General features: G+C 45.4%; 11 protein-coding genes. 7 read left to right on the forward strand and 4 right to left on the reverse strand.

Annotated elements, in window-relative coordinates; translation table 11 throughout:
* Window positions 1–3 precede the first annotated feature (3 nt).
* The 5 genes from ON006_RS27140 (at window position 4) to ON006_RS27160 (ending at window position 11,310) form a co-directional block, all read left to right on the forward strand.
* The gene (locus ON006_RS27140; protein ID WP_244821326.1) at window positions 4–3,348 is read left to right on the forward strand and encodes a VCBS repeat-containing protein; all 3,345 of its coding nucleotides are present in this window, start codon (window positions 4–6) and stop codon (window positions 3,346–3,348) included.
* The gene (locus ON006_RS27145; protein ID WP_244821327.1) at window positions 3,345–4,664 is read left to right on the forward strand and encodes a vanadium-dependent haloperoxidase; all 1,320 of its coding nucleotides are present in this window, start codon (window positions 3,345–3,347) and stop codon (window positions 4,662–4,664) included. Before ON006_RS27140 ends, ON006_RS27145 begins: the two co-directional genes overlap by 4 nt.
* 213 nt (window positions 4,665–4,877) lie before the next feature.
* The gene (locus ON006_RS27150) at window positions 4,878–8,213 is read left to right on the forward strand and encodes a SusC/RagA family TonB-linked outer membrane protein (RefSeq protein WP_244821328.1); all 3,336 of its coding nucleotides are present in this window, start codon (window positions 4,878–4,880) and stop codon (window positions 8,211–8,213) included.
* Between the two features lie 41 nt (window positions 8,214–8,254).
* Window positions 8,255–9,952: a SusD/RagB family nutrient-binding outer membrane lipoprotein gene (locus ON006_RS27155; protein WP_244821329.1), complete on the forward strand. Its 1,698-nt coding sequence runs from the start codon at window positions 8,255–8,257 to the stop codon at window positions 9,950–9,952.
* A 644-nt stretch (window positions 9,953–10,596) separates the two neighbouring features.
* Entirely contained in the window at window positions 10,597–11,310 is a 714-nt protein-coding gene (locus ON006_RS27160; protein WP_244821330.1) for a hypothetical protein, read from the forward strand.
* 6 nt (window positions 11,311–11,316) lie between these two features.
* Here the strand turns inward: ON006_RS27160 and ON006_RS27165 are convergent, their stop codons facing one another.
* The 3 genes from ON006_RS27165 to ON006_RS27175 form a co-directional block, all read right to left on the reverse strand.
* Window positions 11,317–11,838: a redoxin family protein gene (locus ON006_RS27165; RefSeq protein WP_244821331.1), complete on the reverse strand. Its 522-nt coding sequence runs from the start codon at window positions 11,836–11,838 to the stop codon at window positions 11,317–11,319.
* A 5-nt stretch (window positions 11,839–11,843) separates the two neighbouring features.
* Window positions 11,844–13,181, reverse strand: coding sequence for an argininosuccinate lyase (gene argH, locus ON006_RS27170; protein ID WP_244821332.1), 1,338 nt, complete (start codon window positions 13,179–13,181; stop codon window positions 11,844–11,846).
* A gap of 130 nt (window positions 13,182–13,311) precedes the next feature.
* On the reverse strand, window positions 13,312–13,818 hold the full coding sequence (locus tag ON006_RS27175) for a C40 family peptidase (RefSeq protein WP_244821333.1): 507 nt from the start codon (window positions 13,816–13,818) through the stop codon (window positions 13,312–13,314).
* Window positions 13,819–14,077: 259 nt separating this feature from the next.
* On the opposite strand from ON006_RS27175, the gene ON006_RS27180 reads away from it, so the two are divergent.
* A complete protein-coding gene (locus ON006_RS27180) occupies window positions 14,078–15,247 on the forward strand; it encodes an AIR synthase-related protein (RefSeq protein WP_244821334.1) in 1,170 nt (389 codons plus the stop codon).
* Between the two features lie 165 nt (window positions 15,248–15,412).
* Complete coding sequence (locus tag ON006_RS27185) at window positions 15,413–17,119, forward strand: PQQ-dependent sugar dehydrogenase (protein ID WP_244821335.1); 1,707 nt, start codon at window positions 15,413–15,415, stop codon at window positions 17,117–17,119.
* A gap of 34 nt (window positions 17,120–17,153) precedes the next feature.
* Here the strand turns inward: ON006_RS27185 and ON006_RS27190 are convergent, their stop codons facing one another.
* On the reverse strand, window positions 17,154–17,498 hold the full coding sequence (locus ON006_RS27190; protein WP_244821336.1) for a winged helix-turn-helix domain-containing protein: 345 nt from the start codon (window positions 17,496–17,498) through the stop codon (window positions 17,154–17,156).
* Window positions 17,499–17,613: the final 115 nt, after the last annotated feature.

Below are 17,613 nucleotides of genomic sequence, written 5' to 3' on the forward strand. Positions count from 1 at the left end.
AGCATGGGTAGACTTTACTTCGCATTCTTTCTTTTTGTTTTTTCTCAGGGCTTTTCACAAACTGTTTTTACCAAACTTTCTCCAAAGGATACCAAGGTTGGTTTTGTGAATAAAATTGAGGAGAACGACTCCCTGCACATTTTCCGGTACGAATATCTGTACAACGGGAATGGGCTGGGCATCGGTGATTTTAATAATGACGGTGCGCCTGATCTCTTTATTTCAGGAAATACCGTCGCGAATAAGCTATACCTGAACAGATCTGGTAAGGCGAAAATAGAATTTGAGGATATCAGCAAAAAGGCGAAGATCGAAGGGAATGGAACCTGGTCGACAGGCGTGAGCGTGGCTGATGTGAATGGTGACGGTCTGCTGGATATCTACGTTTGTCATTCCGGTTTTTACCGAAAGCTTTCCGATAAGAACAATGAGCTGTTCATTAATCAAGGTATCAAAAAAGGGGTTCCGGTTTTTAAAGAAGCAGCCGTAGAAAGTGGTTTGAATGCGATCGGTTCGCAGTCTACCCAGGCCGCTTTTTTTGATTACGACCGTGATGGCGACCTGGATATGTTTCTGCTGAACCATTCCAATCACAGTGTCAATCCTTTTTTGAACACGCGTGAAATGCGCGCGACGCCTAATCCCTACTTCGGCAACAGGCTTTTTGAAAACATCAGTGAAAACGGCAAACTGAAATTTAAAGACGTTACCCAGAAGGCTGGTATCATCAATAATGCATTGAATTTCGGGCTGAGCGTCATTGTGGCGGACATGAATCAGGATGGCTGGCCGGACCTTTACACAACAAGCGACTACACCGAAGTCGATTGCTACTACATCAATAATCGTAATGGAACATTCACGGAATCATTGAAAAAATCGTTTACCCACGTTTCCAAATTTTCAATGGGCGCGGATGTCAGCGATTTTAATAACGACGGAAAACCGGATGTGCTAACTCTGGACATGCTTCCGGAAGACAATCATCGCCAAAAATTATTGAAAGGCCCGGATGTTTACGATCAGTACCATTTGCTGCTCGACAGTGGCTACTACCACCAGAATATGCGGAATATGCTGCATTTGAACAGAGGTACTGATGCTAGCGGCAATGTGAAATTCAGTGAGATAGGGCAGCTGGCTGGTGTATCCAATACCGATTGGAGCTGGGCGGGTTTAATGGCCGACCTGGATAATGATGGCTGGAAGGATATGCTCATTACCAATGGATATCTGAGGGATTTTACCAACATGGATTTCCTCAAATACACCGTTGCCGACGAGCAAATGAAGGAAGTTGGAAAAGGTAACCTGAATTTCAAGACCTACAACCTTGTGCAGAAAATGCCTTCCAACAAGCTGAGAAATTACTTGTTCAGAAATCAGGCGTCGAGCTCTACGTATGCTTTTGAGGACGTTTCGAAGAAATGGGGCTTTACTGATGAGGCAGTTTCCAATGCAGCGGCTTACGCGGATTTCGATGGGGATGGCGACCTTGATATTGTGATATCCAATATCAATGAACCTGTTTCTATTTATCAAAACAATACGAATCAAGGCGGGTTGACGGTAAAACTGGCTGGACTAGGTAAGAATGCGCAGGCTTTGGGAAGTAAGGTTTGGGTTTATTCCAATGGCATTACCCAATATGCTGAGCTGTATCCGGTGCGAGGTTACCAGTCTACGGTAACTACGGACTTGCACTTTGGCTTGGGCAAAAACACTACAGCCGATTCCTTGAAAATTCTCTGGCCATCCGGTAAAATGACGCTGGTTGCAAAGCCTGAGCAGCTTTTACTCACTTTCAAAGAAACTGATGCCAAAGAAGTACCGGTTATAAATGGCGCTGTGACTGCCAGGAAATGGGTTCGAAAAATCTCTGCCGATAGCATTGGGATCGATTTTGCGCATCAGGAAAATGATTTTGTTGATTTCAAAGTCGAGGTGCTTCTGCCGTACCAATTGTCGAAGCTAGGGCCGGCGTTAGCAAAAGGCGATGTGAATGGTGATGGCCTGGAAGACGTGTTTCTGGGTGGGGCCTCCAACCAATTTGGAGTACTTTATTTGCAAAAGGCAGACGGTACATTTACCGGTGCGACTGCTCAGCCGTGGCGGCAAAATGCGGCTTGTGAGGAAGTGAATGCATTGTTTTTCGACGCAGACAAAGATGGTGACCTGGATTTATACGTTGTCAGCGGCGGCAATGAGTTTGAAGAACAAGCCCCTGAGTACCGCGACCATTTGTACATCAATGACGGAAAAGGAAACCTGCATGAAGAGGTACTGGCCTTACCATCGATGAAAAATCCGAAACAATGTGTCGCCCATGCAGACATTGACGGCGATGGTGACCTTGATCTTTTTGTTGGCGGCCGGGCGATTCCGGGATCATTTCCGATGGCCGCAAGAAGCTACATTTTAAGAAATGACAGCAACGGTACCAACATTAAATTCACCGACATTACCGCGGAATGGAGCAAGGATTTACTGAATCCCGGTATGATCACGGCAGCAACTTTTACAGATTTCGATCAGGACAAAAAGCCGGACTTAATGCTCGTCGGTGACTGGATGCCCGTTAAAGTGTTCAGAAATAAGGGCAATGCATTTGAAGAAAAGCAAATAGCATCATTGAAGAACTCGGACGGAATGTGGGCGGCGCTAATGCCAATAGATCTCGATCAGGACGGTGACCTGGATTTTGTTGCGGGAAATGCGGGACTGAATAGTCAATATAAGGCATCCGCCGAAAAACCCGTAACGATCTATTATGACGATTTTGACAAGAATGGGGTAGTCGATCCAATATGTACTTTTTATATAGGCGAAAAAAGCTACCCGATGTTTTCCCGAGATGAGATGCTCGATCAAATGGTATTTCTAAAAAGGAAATATACGAGTTACGAAGCTTACGCTGACGCTACTGTGGAGGACGTGTTTGGAAAAGACGCTGTGGAGAAAAGCAGTAAGGTTTATTGCCGTCGGCTTTCCAGCATTGTTTTGGAGAACAAGGGAAATTTTGAGTTTCAGGTGCACGAGCTGCCGCAAGAAGCACAGGTATCACGGGTAAGCGGCATCGCGTCTTACGATTTTGATCAGGATAAAAAACCTGAATTGATACTGGCCGGAAACTTCTCTCCATATCGTGTCCAGCTCGGGCAGTGTGATGCGTCGCTAGGAACGATATTGAAACAAACGGCTGCCTTTCAATTTGAATCTGTGCCCGCAGGGCAGACGGGTTTTTGGGCTACCGGTGACATCCGTGGGCTTGAAATGCTGGATGAGAAGCGTATAGTGTGCTCCGTTAATGGTGGTCAGCCCGTTATTTTTCAAATTATAAACCGATGAACAAACAGGTAATGCTGAAAAATGTGCTGGTACTGACGATATTCGTTTTAGTAGCTGGAAAGAGCAAAGGCTTCGAGCAGGAACCTTCGACGAGGCTTCTTCAAAGAGCTGAAAAGAACCTGACACGTACCATTGTGCATGATGTATTCTCGCCCCCGGTTGCCAGCCGGATCTATCTATATGCCAATGCAGCCGCTTATGAGACGCTGGCAATGGGTAACACGCAGTATAACAGCCTGCATGGTCAGATCCAAAACTTTCCTGATGTTCCCGGGATTCAAAATACTGGTAAAGTGAATTATGAGCTGGCAGCGGTTTATGCCTTTTTCAAAACAGGAGGCAAACTTGTATTTTCAGAGTACCTTTTAAAAGACAGTATTGAAGTAATTCTGGCTGATTTTCGTGAGAAGGACCGGATGGTGTATGATAACTCTCTGAAATTAGGGCAGATGGTCAGCGATAGTATCATTTCCTGGTCGACCAGGGATAATTATGCATTAACAAGAAAGAAAAGAAGGTACACATATAGTAAGCAAAAAGGGAAATGGACACCTACGCCGCCAGGGTACATTGATGCCGTTGAACCTTATTGGAGCCAGATCCGGTCGGTATCGCTCGACTCGGCTGGTCAGTTCAAGCCGGTGCCACCACCTGCTTACAGTACTGATACCACCAGCCGCTTTATGAAAGAAGTGCTGGAAGTATATCGCGCTACCCAAAAGCTTAGCAAGGAAGAAATTGCGATCGCAAGCTTCTGGGATTGTAATCCATTTTACCTTAATACTCAGGGGCATCTCAACTTTGCGACCAAAAAATTGTCTCCCGGTGGTCACTGGATTTCCATTGTCGGGCAGGCAACTGAAAGTGCGGGGAAAAACTGGATTGAAACCTCGTCAACCTATTTGTTAACATCTATTGCATTATTCGACGGGTTTATCAGTTGCTGGGATGAAAAGTACAGAAGTCAGCTGATCCGGCCCGAAACAATGATCAATGCATATGTTGATGAGAAGTGGCGGCCTTTTTTACAGACGCCGCCGTTTCCTGAATATACCAGCGGGCACAGTGTGATCTCCACCGCAGCCGCCGAGGTACTAACAGCGCTTCTGGGGGACAATTTCGGGTACGACGACTACACTGAGACAGAGTACGGTCTTCCGATGAGACACTTTGCTTCATTTAAAAATGCATGTAATGAAGCCGCTATCAGCCGGTTGTACGGCGGAATACATTATCGGTCGGCCATTGAAAACGGTCAGGTACAAGGTGCAGGGATTGGCAGGCAGGTACTTCTTAAAATAAAGCTCAAACGATAAAATAGCCAAATAGTCTACTACGATTGTATGTTAATTATTAATATTTTTTAATAAATGTTATGTTTTTGTTAATAAAAATATTTATTTTTGACATTCAATGATTATGATGTGAAAAAGTTGGGAATCAACAAACGTTGGCAGACCCTATCTCTGAATCAGAGTACGTTGTGCGAGTAACTTAAACCACCCAAAATTCAATTTACCAAGTTTACCATGAGACAAAAGTTTACAACTTTAACCCGTCTGGTAACATTGCTCCTCCTCCTTACAGGAAGCACATGGAGTATGGCCCAGGACAGAAAGACCGTTAATGGAACGGTGCTCGACAAGGAACAAAATCCTTTACCCGGCGTTTCTTACCTTATTAAAGGAAGCAACACAGGTGGTGCGACAGATGCAAATGGAAAGTTTAGCGTAAATGTGCCTTCGAGCACATCGGTACTTGTTTTCTCATCCATCGGATTTGTAAGCAAAGAAGTGGAAGTAGGTAACGCGAGCCAGCTCACAGTTAACCTTGAAGAAGACAACAAGACTTTGAACGAGGTAGTAATCACTGGTTTCGGTATGTCAACTGAGGCTAGAAAGCTTGCTTATTCAGTTCAGTCGGTTCAGGGAAATGACATTACCAGAACTGCAAATGCCAACATGGTGAATGCACTTCAGGGTAAGGTTGCAGGTGTAATGATCAACCAGGGAACTGGTGGTCCAATGTCATCTTCACGTATCCGTATTCGTGGTAACGCTTCATTAAGCCCTAACACACAGCCACTTTTCGTTGTGGACGGTGTTTTGATCCGCCCTGGAACAACAGGTGCTGACTCATGGGGAGCCGGACAGGATTTTGGTAACATCATGAAAAACATCAACCCTGACAACATCGAGTCGATGACCGTATTGAAAGGTTCTGCTGCAAGTTCTCTTTATGGTTCTGAGGCTTTGAATGGTGTGGTAGTGGTTCAGACTAAAAAAGGACGTACAGAAAAAGGTTTGGGTGTAACTTACAACCATACTTCTACTTTTGAAACAGCTTACAAATTCCTTGACCTTCAAAACCAGTTTGGAGCAGGTCTAAGCCCTGAATTCCTTAAAGGTACTGACGGTGTTGACGAAGTAGATCGTGCAAACTTTCCTTGGTCATACGGTCCTGAGTTCAAAGGCCAGACAGTACGTGATCTTGACGGAAGAATGGTACAATGGAAAGCTAACGATCCATTGAAATTTTTCCAGACTGGTAAGTACATCAACCATAACGTTGTAGTAGAAGGCGGAAGCGAGCGTAGTTCTTTCCGTGCGTCATTCTCTACATTGAAAAACACTTCTATCATGCCTGCGGGTACTGAATTGAAGCGTAATAACTTCAACATCAGAGGAACACAGAAAATCGGAAAAATTCTGAACCTGGATATCAGCGCGGATTATACCGACAATGACATGGTGAACCCGATTCGTCAGGGTGGTAACTACAACCCGGTTTTCCGTTTTGTATACAACCGTCCACGTTCAATGGATATCGATTACTGGTCTAAAAACTATATCGATCCGGTTGCAGGTGGCCGTCGTCAGGGAGCTGCCGATCCTTACAATATTACAGAATTTATGTTCCAGACTTTCCAGTTTACACAATCTCGTAACGAGAAAGTGTTCCGCGGAAACATTGACCTTACTGCTAATCTTACCAGCTGGTTGACTTTGTTAGTTCGTGGAAACGTACAAACTGAGTTGTACACAGGTAACAACAAAGACCGTGGTGCAGGCGTAGGTTTTACAGGAGGTGAGTATGGCGAATATTCAGAAAACAAATCACAAAGCCGTTTCCAGGGATTGTTAAGCGCAAACAAGCAATTGACTCCTGATTTCAACCTGAGCTTCACTGTCGGCGGAGAAACTAACAGATTGATCGGTGGACGTTACTACAGAGTTAATACAACCGGCGGTCTTCGTGTTCCGGATGTGTTCTCTTTGGCGAACACAACCAATCCATTGAACCTGACTTATCCATTGAGCCCATCTAAACGTATTGATGCGCTTTATGCTTATGGTGATTTGACTTACAAAGACGCGTTAACACTTTCTGCAAGTTTCCGTAATGACTGGTCTTCTACATTGACTTATGCTGACGGAGGTGGAGACTATACCTACTCTTATCCTTCTGTAGGTCTTTCATGGATCGCAACTGAGTCTATCAAAACACTTCCTACCTGGTTGTCATTCGGTAAACTTCGCGCAAGCTTAGGTTACACAGGTGGTGATACGGATGCATGGGCTACTAACCAAACTGGTATATACCAGCCAAACGGAACTTATACTCAGGCTGACGGATCATTGGTTAACCTGTCAGGTTTCCGTGATAACACATTGCCTAACTACGGATTGAAAAACCGTCTGGCACGTGAGGTTGAATTTGGTGCAGACATTCGTTTCTTCAATAACAGATTAGGTATTGATGCAACTGTTTACAACAAAATTACCAAGAATGAGATCCTTAGCCTTGCAACGACTTCTGAGTCTGGTGTAAGCAGCAAAGTTGTTAATGCCGGTAGAATCCAGAACAAAGGGGTGGAGATTTTGCTTTCTGCAACTCCTATCAAAAAGGGTAAATTCGAGTGGAACACAAGCGTGAACTTCTCACGTAACCGCAACAAGGTGCTTGAACTGGTAGAAGGTACTGATACTTATACGCTTGCACTTGGTTTCGGAGCTGATATGTCGTCTGTGGCACGTGTTGGAAAAGACTACGGAACAATCCTTACTTCTTATGCATTTGCAACTTACCAGGGCCAGCCAGGTAATCCTTCAAATGGCAAACGCGTAATCGGTGCGAACAGCTCGGCAGAAGGCGGTATCGCTTATTTGAGAAGCGGTGCTTACCAAGGTCAGGGTTCAAAAGAACTGGGTACAGTTATGGAGAAATTCCTTGCCAGCAATGTGAACTCATTCCGTTATGGAAACTTCACTGCAACGGTTCAGGCTGACGCGAAGATCGGTGGTCTGATGGCTTCTGCTACACACCAATATGGTTCATCTACAGGTGCATTTGCATTCACATTGCCAGGACGTAACACCGCACTGGGTGGGGTTTCTTATACTGATGCTGATGGTAATGCAAAAACGGATGGTATCATTCCGGAAGGAGTTCTTGCCGATGGATACAAAGTGAATGTGAACGACCAATTGGTCGATCTGGGTGGAATGCCATATGCTGAGGCGGTTGAAAAAGGTTACTTGAAGCCAATTCCTGCATACGCTTACTACTACAACCTTACTCAGTGGGGATCAGGTATTCGTGAGTATTCTACATTTGAGAACTCATGGGTGTCACTTCGTGAAATCTCGGTGGGCTACAACATTCCTGCTTCATTGCTGAACAAAGCGAAAATCCAGTCACTGCGTGTGAGCCTTGTCGGGCGTAACCTTGGTTACCTGTACAAAACTGCGAAAGACGGAGTTAACCCAGAAGGACTTTACAGCAACAGGGCTGGTGAGTTCATGGAGTACGGTGGTTTGCCGCTATCACGTAACATTGGTTTTTCAGTCAATATCGGATTGTAATTCGGAATTATTTCGGTCAATTCAAAACAGAAATTATTATCATGAAATTTTTAAAACATAAATTAATATTACTGGCGGCAGCGGGACTTCTTTATTCCTGCGAGAAGCAGGCGTTCGTGGATATCAACAAAAACCCGGATGCACTTACCTCAGTACCGCCTCAGAACCAGTTTCTGAATGCAACCATCAGTATGCATAGTGTGGATTTTGAATACTACTATGACATTTATCGTCGTATCATGCCATGGATGCAGTACAACACGGACCAAAACGGTAACCAGGGAGCGTATACGCAAAACTGGGACAACTTCTCTCAGAGATACGGCCGGTTATACAATGGTGTAGGTGACAGGTTGTATGATCTGGAACAACTGGTGTCGAAATTGGAAGCTGCTGACCAGCCACGTTATGTGCATATGGTTCAGATGGCGCACATTCTGAAAGCCAACTACACTTTCTACGTGTCGGATATCTACGGAAGCATTCCTTACTCGGAAGCATTCCAGGGACGTTACGGCGGTACATTGCAACCTAAATACGACAGCCAGCAGGAGATTTTTGCGAAACTGGATGCAGAGCTTAAAGCTGCAATCGCAATTTTGAAAACTTCTCAGCCAGTTGCGCAGTTTGCAATAGGCGCATACGATCAGTACTACAAAGGTGATGCTCAGAAATGGGTTAAAGCTGCCAATGCATTGAGATTGAAAATGGCGATCCGTGTTCAGAAAGTAGATGCTGCTGCGGGAGCTGCTATTATCAATGAAGTACTTGCTTCACCCGCAACAGATCTGATGAGTTCGAATGCAGATGGATGGGTTTTCAAATCCAATGCTGCATTTACAGGAACAGGAGATGGTGGTAACTGGAATCCAGCGACACTGCGTGCTGCGAAGCCGATGGTGGACTTCATGGTCGCTAACAAAGATCCTCGTGTTGACGCGTTCTTCGCGCCTAACCAGTATTCGCAGGCTAACATTGATATCCTGATTAAGGATGGTGTGTTGCCGGCAGGTACCAAAGAAGGAAGACGTTATGTAGGTAGCTTCCCAAGTCCTGATGATGCGAAAATCACAGCCAACATTCAGAAGTACTACACGCCAAAAATCATCCCTTCGACCAAGGCGACAGTAGATACATTGTCTTACCTGCAACCACGTTTGTTCAGCGCAGGACGTAACGATGCAGCTGGAAATGCAGGAACAGGCTTCTCTTACCTTCCGGTGATCACTTATGCTGAGTTTTGCTTTACACGTGCCGAACTTGCTTTGAAAGGCATCGGTACAGGAACTGCAAAAGATTGGTATGAAGCTGGTGTGAAAAGCTCTATCGAGTGGTATGATGAAGTGGGTAGCGGAAGCAAGCTGACTGACTATACTCCTGTAACTGCTGCTGAGATTACTGCTTACCTGGCACAACCAGGTGTTGCATACGATGCGACAAAAGCATTGGATCAGATCGCGAGCCAGTCTTACCTGAACTTCATGAAGCAACCAGCAGAAGGATGGGATCTATGGAAACGTACGGGATATCCTAACGCTACTTCGGTTGTTCCACTTGTTCCTGTGAAAAACCTGAATGTAGTATTGACAATTCCACGTCGTGCTCCACTTGGGCTGATCAACGACACAGATCCTAATGCGGTAAACAAAAAAGCAGCTTATGCTGCCATGGCAGCAATTCCGGGATTCGGAGCGAGTCCACAGGATGCTACCGGCCGTGTTTGGTGGGATAAGCCTTGATTTTATATTTTAGATTTAGTTAGAGGGAAAAAGGTAAGCCATTGGCTTACCTTTTTTTGTGATGCGATGGGGCATGCGTTATGATGTTTGTGCATGCTTTGTTTCATCCCTGACGGGATTTTGGTTCTGCTGTGCTGCCTCGGTTTTCCTACCGATGTTTCGTCGCTACGCGACTTTTTTCATGTTCATGAATGGTCGCAGTGGTACTTATCCTTGCAACATCCAGTGCCGTAGGCACGCAACCTCGGTAGGAAATACAGGATTTATGAAGGAATTTAAATGCCGTCAGGCATGCAAGATTTTTGAGGCGAATTCGGGAGTACCACACGTTTTGTTTCATCCCTGACGGGATTTTGGTTCTGCTGTGCTGCCTCGGTTTTCCTACCGATGTTTCGTCGCTATGCGACTTTTTTCAATGTTCATGAATGGTAGCAGTGTTACTCATCCTTGCAACATCCAGTGCCGTAGGCACGCAACCTCGGTAGGAAATACAGGATTTATGAAGGAATTTAAAATGCCGTCAGGCATGCAAGATTTTCGGGGCTATCCTTTCAATATTATGAATACCAATTGATTATATGTAACAGCCTTGCTATTTTTATATCATTGGTCAAAAAGGTTGCAAACTAAAATGTCATCGAAAAATGAAGAGATTGCAGGTGTACGTAATTGTTTTGGGCGCAGCTTTGCTGCTGATGAATTGCGCCGGAGGGAAAACGGCCAACGTTGCATCCGTTTTGGAAAAATTTCAGAAGGGTTATAAGACCAGGGACCCTAGCTTGATGCAAGTTTGTATGAACCAGTCCGGGATGGACACGCTAGATGGCGACTACATTTTGGTGGTTACCAACACAATGTTTAAGGAAGGTCTGTTTTGGGACAAAAGCTACCCAGTAAGGAAGGATAACGATAAATACCTAATGGCGATACCCTGGAAAAAGGAGGACGGAAAGGTGCATGCTTTTTTGGAAAAATACGATGATGACCAATACTTTTCTTACTACCGCCAGGAATGCGCTCAACGCATGCTTTCAAGTACCGATTTATTGAAAGACAAATCAAAGGAGGGATTAAATGCGTTGGCATTTTATACCAATATCATGCTGGAAGAGCATACTTACTGTCCGGGATTGATGTTATGTTCTTTGGAGAAACTGAAAAAAGTATGGCCCAGGGAAAAGATCAGGCTTGCTGCTACCCTTGTAGTTCGTGAGCACCCAAAATACCGGGAATTGAACAAAAAATTGGTATCAGATTTTAGTAAAATGGGGAATAAATCCGGGGCAGATATGGTGCTTGTTTATACCGAAATTATGAGGCAAAATGACCTTTATGTGAAGCGCTTGCAGAAAATTTAACCCAAATCACAAATTAATCAAACACCCATAAGCTTCCGTCCGGCTTTTCATGACCTGGTTGCCGTCCAGGGTTGCGTCGATAGCATTGCGCAGGTAGAATTCAGTTGCTTTCGGGCGGCTTTTGCCTAGGCCATAGTACCAGTCGTCAATAGCGCCTCTGTAAACGACGATACCAGCCGAATTGACCAGAACCACCTCTGGCATCACAGTCGCCTGGTATCGTTTTGCTTTTTGAAGGTTCGCATCCGTGTAACCCGGGAAAGTAGCATTGTATTTTTTCAAAAATGCCTTGATCTCCTGATCCGTTACCGTCGACGTTGGGAAAACTGCTTCGAATGTTACTCCTTTCACCGAGTAGTCGGCATATATGCTTTTGATCTCCTTCATGTAAGCATTGGAAATCGGACATTCAGGGTCAAGGAAAAAAATCACCTTCAACTTCTCGGAAGCCGCCTGGGTCGCAAATGTATTTCCCGAAAGGATTATTAATCCTAATAAAATTCCTCTGATAACCCCCAATGCTTTCATTTGATCTAATATTTTAAAAGATTTTCCAGAGCGGCGGTAACCTTGTCATATCCGAAAGCTGCGAGTTCCTGCTGCATTCGTTCACGGATTTCAGCCGTTTGAAGGTTGCCAATGCTTCCCTCATGCGTATGTTTCAGGTCACGGGGCGCGGTGTACGTTCCATCGCCAATTGCCGCGCCTACCTGGCGGTAAGCATCACGGAAGGGCACACCATTGATCACCAGCTCATTCACACGTTCAACGCTGAAAAGCAGATCATATTTGACATCGTCCAGCAGGTTCTGTTTTACCTGCATGTTTTCGAGCATGAAAGCAGCAATGTCAAGGCAATCCAGTATTTCGTCGAATGCAGGCATGAGGATTTCTTTCAGGAGCTGCATATCCCGGTGGTATCCCGACGGCAGGTTGCTCAGTACCATCGTTACTTCCATCGGCAATGCCTTCATGCGGTTGGTTTTTGCTCGAAGCAACTCGGCCACATCCGGGTTCTTTTTATGCGGCATAATGCTGCTGCCCGTCGTCAGGTCATCAGGCAGAACAATGAAGCTGAAATTCTGGCTGTTATATAAGCACACGTCCATCGCCAACCGCGAAACGGTTGCTGCTAATGAAGATATCGCGGTCAGTGCAGCTTGCTCTGTACGTCCGCGGCTCATTTGCGCGTACACCACATTGTGATGCATGCCTTCAAAACCTAGTAAATCGGTTGTCAATTGACGGTTCAGAGGAAATGAGGATCCGTAGCCTGCGCCCGAGCCCAACGGATTGCGATTAGCAAGGCGGTATGCTGCATTGAGCTGGATGATGTCATCGATCAACGCTTCGGCATAAGCTCCAAACCAGAGACCAAACGACGAAGGCATCGCAATCTGCAAATGGGTATAGCCTGGCAAAAGGTCGTTTTTATGTTCTTCGGAGCGGCTTGCAAGTACTTCAAAAAGCTTTTCGGTAGCTTCTACCACTTCAAAAAGACGGGCGCGGGTGTACAGTTTCATATCCACCAGCACCTGATCATTACGCGAACGCCCACTATGGATTTTCTTGCCGGTATCGCCCAATTTGCGGGTCAGCAGCAGTTCTACTTGCGAGTGTACATCTTCGACACCGTCTTCAATGACAAAATCGCCGTTCGATATTTGAGAATGGATCACTTTCAGCTCGGTTTTCAAAGCGTCCAGGTCTTCCGGGGTGAGCAGGCCGATGGTTTCCAGCATAGTCGCATGGGCCAGATTTCCCAATACGTCATATTCAGCGAGGTGCAGGTCCATTTCCCGGTCACGCCCCACCGTGAATTTTTCTATTTTTTCAGAAGTAACCGTATTTTCTTTTTGCCAGAGTTTCAAAATGCAATGCAGTTTGTAAAGTAATGATCAGATCGATCCGGCAAATTTACGCGCAATAAAATGAAACCGTTACCAAATGGCAGCGGAAATTGATTTTTTTGATGTGATAGGAAAAGCAAGGCAGATGGTATCAGTCGATCATCCGCTTGATCGCCACGAACCTTTTGTGGTAATAGGACGCATTGAGCAGATCGTAGCGAATGCCACCTTTCCATGCAGAATGAATGAACCGTACATAGCCTGGCGTCACTTCTGTGATAATTCCAACATGGCCGATGCGGCTGCTTTTTGTACTATTTCCTTTGAAAAAAATCAGGTCGCCGGGTTTGGCATCGTCCAGTTCCACGGTTTCGCCATGCTGGGCCTGCGCTGCGCTGGAATGCGGAAGTGAAATGTTCCACTGGTTGAAACAATAGCGTACAAAACCGGAACAGTCAAAGCCTCTTTTGGAGGATCCTCCCGAACGGTAAGGGATATGTAAATGCTTGGTGGCAAATGAAACGAGCGATTGCATGGCACTGAGGGTGTCCGTTTCTGCCTGAGCAGCCTTTACGGCTTGCGCCTGGGATACATGGTGAAAAGCGGTTCCAACGATCAGGAGGGCAAATAAAATAACAGAACGAATCAAAAAAGGCATGAAGGATAAGTTTGGGTCAGGTATTAAAAACTATCAGACAATAGATTCTATGGTTTTTTCTGTAATTACCTTGGGTTTGTAAAGCTAACCAGAAATTTGCATTTATCTAATTTTAATAAACAGTTATTATTTGCAATTTTTTGTAACTAATTGATTTTCTAAAACGAGGAGTACTTTCGTTAAAGTAAAGGTTTAAGCCCCCTTTTTGTCTACTTTTGTGGCTCAAAGAGGATAGCTATATTTAATAAAAAAAGCTCAGATGAAAACTACCGACCGTTATCTCCAGCGCGGCGTATCGGCATCCAAGGAAGATGTACATAAAGCAATTGAAAAGATCGACAAGGGGCTTTATCCCAAAGCTTTTTGCAAAATTGTCCCTGATACATTAGCCGGTGACCCTGATTATTGCACCATTATGCATGCTGACGGGGCCGGTACCAAAACTTCCCTGGCTTATTTATACTGGAAAGAAACAGGTGATATATCCGTCTGGAAAGGCATTGCGCAAGATGCGATTGTGATGAATACCGACGATCTTTTGTGTGTAGGCGCCACCGGACCTATGCTCTACTCTTCGACCATTGACCGTAATAAGAACCGTATCCCCGGTGAAGTCATTGCCGAGGTGATCAATGGCGCGGAAGAGGTGCTGGACATGCTGCGCAGCTACGGCGTGGAGATTTACAGTACCGGCGGTGAAACAGCTGACGTGGGTGACCTGGTAAGGACTGTAACTGTAAATAGCACGGTCATTGCCCGCATGAAACGGTCGGAAGTGGTGGATAATGCTAATATTAAAGCAGGCGATGTGATAGTAGGACTGGCCTCTTACGGGCAGGCCAACTATGAGCAAAGCTATAATGGTGGAATGGGAAGCAATGGTCTTACCTCTGCCAGACATGATATTTTAGGAAAGTACCTGACCAAATATTCGGAAAGTTTTGACCCGGAAGTAAATGAGGACCTCATTTACAGCGGAAGCAAAAAACTAACGGATCCCGTAGCAGGTACCCCCCTCAATGTAGGCCAACTTATTCTCTCGCCCACACGTACCTATGCTCCTGTGGCGAAGGCGCTGCTCGATGAGCTGAGACCGGAGATTCATGGCATGGTACACTGCAGTGGCGGTGCGCAGACAAAAATTCTACATTTTGTTGATAACCTTCACATTATCAAAGACAATCTGTTGCCGGTCCCGCCATTGTTCGCAATGATCCAGGAAGAAAGTGGTACCAGTTGGCAGGAAATGTACAAGGTGTTTAACATGGGCCACAGGCTTGAAATATACCTCGCTCCTGAACATGCCGAAAGGGTGATCAAAATTTCAAAATCATTTGGAATCGATGCTCAGATTGTTGGCAGGGTAGAGGAGTCACCTGTGAAGAAACTGACGATAAGGAGCGAATTTGGTACGTTCTTCTACGAATAGGCAGGCGTAGCTCATTTGAAAGCCTTTTGGTGTAGTCGCCGAAAGGCTTTTTTGTTCCACTGGCTTGTGTTTGTCTCAATCGGGCACAAGTATTGTAGTATAAATTTACAATTAACATCGAAATAGTATTATGTAATTTTCATCTACAATTTAAATGTGTGTGCTATGAAAAGAATTGACCATCGTCATGTATTAACATTCTGTTTGATAATACTTTTCCTCACCATTTCAGAACGGATATTTTCACAGGAACCAAATGTTACCATAAAACAGCCTGCTGTCATCACAGGCTTGACATCGCCTATGCAACTTGTGCACGCAGGTGATGGTTCCAACCGGATCTTCATTGCGGAAAGGGCGGGAATCATTAAATACTTCGAACCCGGTGCATTGGGTACGCCCATTACTTTTTTGAATATGAACAGCATCGCCCCTACGGTGTCGCAGACAGGAGAGGGTGGTTTGCTGAGCATAGCTTTTCATCCGGATTTTGAGACCAATGGCTATTTTTATACTTACTATACCGATATCCCGGGTGATCTCGTAGTGGCGAGGTATACCGCCACAGGTAATTCCGCCGATGCCAGTACCCGACTCGAAATCATTAAAATCCCGCATCCCACTAATAGTAATCACAATGGCGGCGTCCTGCGTTTTGGGTATGACGATGGGTTGCTGTATCTGTCTACCGGCGACGGCGGCGGTAGTAATGATGCCAGCGGAAATGCACAAAACACGGGTAGCCTGCTGGGCAAAATGCTGAGAATCAATGTGGACGTTGCCAGTACAGGAAAAAATTACTCAATACCTGCCGATAATCCTTACACTAGCGAAGTATATGCCATTGGGTTGCGAAACCCGTTCCGGTGGAGCTTCGACAGACTTAGTCATGATATGTGGATAGGCGATGTGGGGCAGAGTGCACGCGAGGAGATAAACCACATTACCACTGCGGCTGCACTGGGGGCCAATTTTGGTTGGCGGTGTTATGAAGGGGATATTGCGACGCCGGGTATAGCAGATCGGACTGGATGCGATGCACCGGGTGTTACCTACACTCCCCCGGTTTACACTTATGTGACCGGTTCCGTCAATGGGAAATCAGTGGTGGGAGGCGTGGTTTACCGCGGTACCAACTGGCCGTTGATGTATGGTTACTACATCGGAACGGATGTATATTCAGGAGATATTCACAAGATTTTGGCAGACAACTCTTTCAAAACTTTTCAAACCTCGGCACTTATCAATACTGTCAACATTGGGGAAGACGAAGCTGGTGAGATCTATGCGGTAGCGGGCAGTTCTGTTTACAGCATTGTAGCTGAGGATGCATTGCCTGTTACATTGGTCAATTTTTCAGGACTGCCAGGTAATGAGGGGGTTAATTTGACCTGGGAAACTTCTTCCGAAGAAAATTTCAAAGCATTTGATGTAGAATTCAGCCTTAATGTCAGCAGTTTTGAGAAAGTAGGCACCATTCAGGGCGAGAATGCGGCCAAAGGTTTCAGGTACAGCTTTTCACATTTGGTAAATGATCGGGGAAATCTCTACTATCGTCTGAAAATGATCGATACCGACGACAGCTTTGAATATTCGAGGATCATTACTGTAAAAACCGGCGATGAAGATATGAGCGGAAACTTCGTCAGGCCGTCACTGATCAGTAACAGTACATTGACCATGGTTTTGGACCAGCCTTTCGAGTCCGTGGAATTAATAAACACAAGCGGTGTGGTGTTCCTGAAAGAAGGAATTTCGGGAAGGAGCGGGCCGGTTAGCCTTCCTATCCAACCGGCAGCATCGGGAATTTACATTGTGCGGATGAGCAACCGCGAAAAAGTCGTCCAGCAGAAAGTGGTTGTTATCAATTAGAGGCCTTTTGAAAACCCCTGTTTTTGGAAAATTGTCAGATCAGGTCCAGGAGCTCTTTTTCAGCTGCCACGATCTCCTGTAATCTTGCGGTTAGTTTTTTGTAGGCCTCGATCACACTTTTGCCAGTTTCGGTCAGCTCAGTCCCGCCACCCTGCTGTCCGCCTTTGTGGGTAATGACGTAAGGTTGCCGGCCATAGGTATTCATATGGTCGACCATGGCCCAGGCCTTTTTGTAAGACATCCCCATGGCTTTGGCCGCTTTCATAATAGAACCGGTTTCCTGTATAAGTTCAAGAAGTTCAACGCGGCCCGGTCCGAAAAACTTCATTTCATCAATATATACCCAGTGACGAAAATGTATTCTGATCTCTTTTTCCATAATAATGATTCGATGATTCGTGCCAAATGCATGGTGGTTTTTAGCATTACAAAGCTAAACTAACCAACCGGAATACAGAAACACCCTGCGGGCAAGACCTGCAGGGTGTTTTCAA

The sequence above is a fragment of the Dyadobacter pollutisoli genome, assembly GCF_026625565.1.
GTDB lineage: Bacteria > Bacteroidota > Bacteroidia > Cytophagales > Spirosomataceae > Dyadobacter > Dyadobacter pollutisoli.